The sequence below is a fragment of the Dyadobacter flavalbus genome, assembly GCF_006149045.1.
Taxonomy (GTDB): domain Bacteria; phylum Bacteroidota; class Bacteroidia; order Cytophagales; family Spirosomataceae; genus Dyadobacter; species Dyadobacter flavalbus.
In genome coordinates this window covers 1-2,573 of the sequence record NZ_VBSN01000056.1, presented here as the reverse complement: position 1 = coordinate 2,573, position 2,573 = coordinate 1, and the positions used below count along the sequence as shown (strand labels likewise).

The 2,573-nt window shown below is 61.8% G+C and carries 1 protein-coding gene; it reads right to left on the bottom strand.

The genetic code is table 11. The features are described 5' to 3' along the window. Positions 1-2,573: Ig-like domain-containing domain (locus FEM33_RS19020; protein ID WP_161597188.1), on the bottom strand; the 2,573-nt coding region annotated here is incomplete at both ends.

Genomic DNA, 2,573 nt, shown 5'->3' with positions numbered 1-2,573 from the left:
GGTCGCTGCCAGAAGGCTTTCGTCACGCTGCCAGGTGCCGTCGTAGCTTCCCATCGAGCTCAAACTTCCCTGGTTGAAGTACAGGGCGCCGTCCGGCCCGAAAGCGATGCTGTTGACCAGGTGGTCGGCCTTCGAACGCGGCAGCTTGGTCAGTACCAGCTGCTCGTTCTGAAGGTCAGCGCCGGTCAGCTTGGAGATGTTGCCGTCAAACTCGGGCGCATTAGTCAGCCCTGCGCTGCAGTGCGATACCCAGGCGATCAGGTTGGTAGCTGTTGAAGAGGGGTCAAAGGTCAGACCCACCGAGGAACGCAAACCATATTTGGCCGTCAGCGACTTGATCTCCTGCTGCTCAGAGAGCATGCCGGTCTGGTGATCGACTGTGAAGCGCTCGATGACCCCGTCCAGCCGGAGGGCATAGAACTTGCCGTCCGGGCCAAAGGTCAGACAGGTGTATTTCTTGCCGACCGTGCCGGGGATGACCTGCTTGGGTGCAAACTCGGCGGCCACCGGGTTGGGCGTGCCGGTCGTGGTGCTGCCGGTGGTGAAAGTCGCCTCATAGGGCAGGAAAGCGGCGCCGCTGTGGGACTGCACCTGGTCGGTGATCACGAACTTGTATTTGGTATTGGTCTCTAGGGCATACCGGGGCGAGAAGCTGATGGCGTCCCCGCCGCCGGTGCCCTGGGCGGTGCCCAGGATCTCGGTGGTGGTACTGCCCGCTATTTTCAGCAGCTTCACAGTCGCCAGCGAGACGGTCGCATTGTTGACGCCGCCTTTAAAGCCGGCCACTTCGGGCACATACAGGTTGTTGGCCGCAATGCTGGCGATGTTCACGCTGACGTTGGTGGCGCCGTTGGCCGGCGTCGATGAGATCACGTAAGGCTGGTTGGTGCCGGCTGCCAGCACGGTGACCTGCACCAGGGTGCTGGCGCTGGTATGGCCCGCAGCCGAAGCCGTGATGGTCACCGTATAGGTGCCGGTTGCCAGGGCCTTGGCCGCTGTGTAGTCAAAGGTCACGTTGGGCTCGTTGCCGTTGTGGCTGGCATCAAAGCTCAGCCAGTTGGCTGCGCCCGCGCCGTAGTCGGCCGTCAGCGAGACGGCCAGCTCGTCCTGGGTGGTGGAATGGTTCAGGTCCAGCGAGAAGGTCTTGCCGGTCTCGTTGGTGCCTTTCTCGATGACCAGACTGTGCTCGCTGGCCGACCAGACCAGGTAAGGCTGTACGCTGACCGGGGTGATCACAGCCGAGTTGATCTTGGTATTGGTACCGCCATCGGCATTGATCGTCAGAAAACCGTCGGTGACACTGACCTGCACCTTGCCCGACTTGAAGCGGGTGCTTGTGCCGGCGGTGCCGCTGGGCACAAAGCTTCTGATCGCATTGACGCCCTCGACGTTGATGGTGTGGCTCTCGGCGATGGTGCCCGGATCGGAATCACCCGCCGAGACCGTTACGTCATAGGTGCCGTTAGGGACTTTTACTTCCCAGTAGCCGTCGGCACGCGTGCCGTTGAAGCTGGTATTGCTGGCCGTCTGCATGTGCATAAAGCTGGCCAGCAGCACATCGGCCGGCGTGGTGCGCCTGCGGCCGTTGCCCAGGTTGGCCGTGCCGCCCACGGAGATGTCCAGCAGCGAGCCGTCCGAGCGCTTGCGCCATCCGTATTCCAGGCCCGTGCCCTGATTGGCTCCGGTCCTCAGCCCGAAAGGCTGGCCGTAGTCTCTGACCCAGCCCGCAGGCGGCACGGTGGCCGCATCCTGGAAGTTGACCTGGATCTGCTGGCTGATGGCCGGCGAGGAAACCGTCAGGTTGATCAAAAGCGTGGCAGGCTGGTAGCCTTCTGCCGAAGCCGTCACGGTGGCCTCATAGATGCCCGGCGCCATGGTCGTCGAGAAGTTGGAAGGCCCGAAGCTGATTGTTCCTGCGGAAGAAGCCGAAGGCAAGGTCAGCCAGCCGGCCGCCGTGCTGCTCAACGTGATCGAAGGCGTGCCTTCGCTGACAGAGAGCACCGTGGACTTGCCGGTAACGGTTTGTCCCTGCACGGCTGTGAAGTCAAGGGCGTTCGGCGTAAAGGCCAGCAGCTTGCCGGCCGCGCCGTCCCGGATGACCGAGAAGTTGTCGAAAGTAAAGCTGACCGGGGTGCTTGCATTGCGGTGCGTGGCATAAAGGCCTGCATACAGCGCTTTGCCGCTCAGGGCCATGTCGGTGATGTCAATGCCGGCCGAGGCGTAGCTGGCGCCTGCATTGATATAGTTTACACCATCTGTGGAGTAGAAGCCTTCCATTTTATTCGTCACCAGGTCCAGCACCAGTCTGAGTCTGACAGTCTGGGTGTTTAAACCCGGGATCACGGCCGTGATCCGCTGGTCAGGGTTGGCCGTGGTCGAAAGCGTCGAGCTGGCATCGTTGAGCTCCTTGCGCATCTCGACCTTGTTGCCGGTGATGGCCAGCTTCACAAAGGTCTTGTCGTTTAGGCCTGCCCAGATACCGCCCTGCTCGGAGCCCGTACCGTTGTAGGGGTTGATCACAGTGGTCTCTATGGTGAGCTTGCCGCTGGAAGGGATGCCTACGCCCAGGGCAT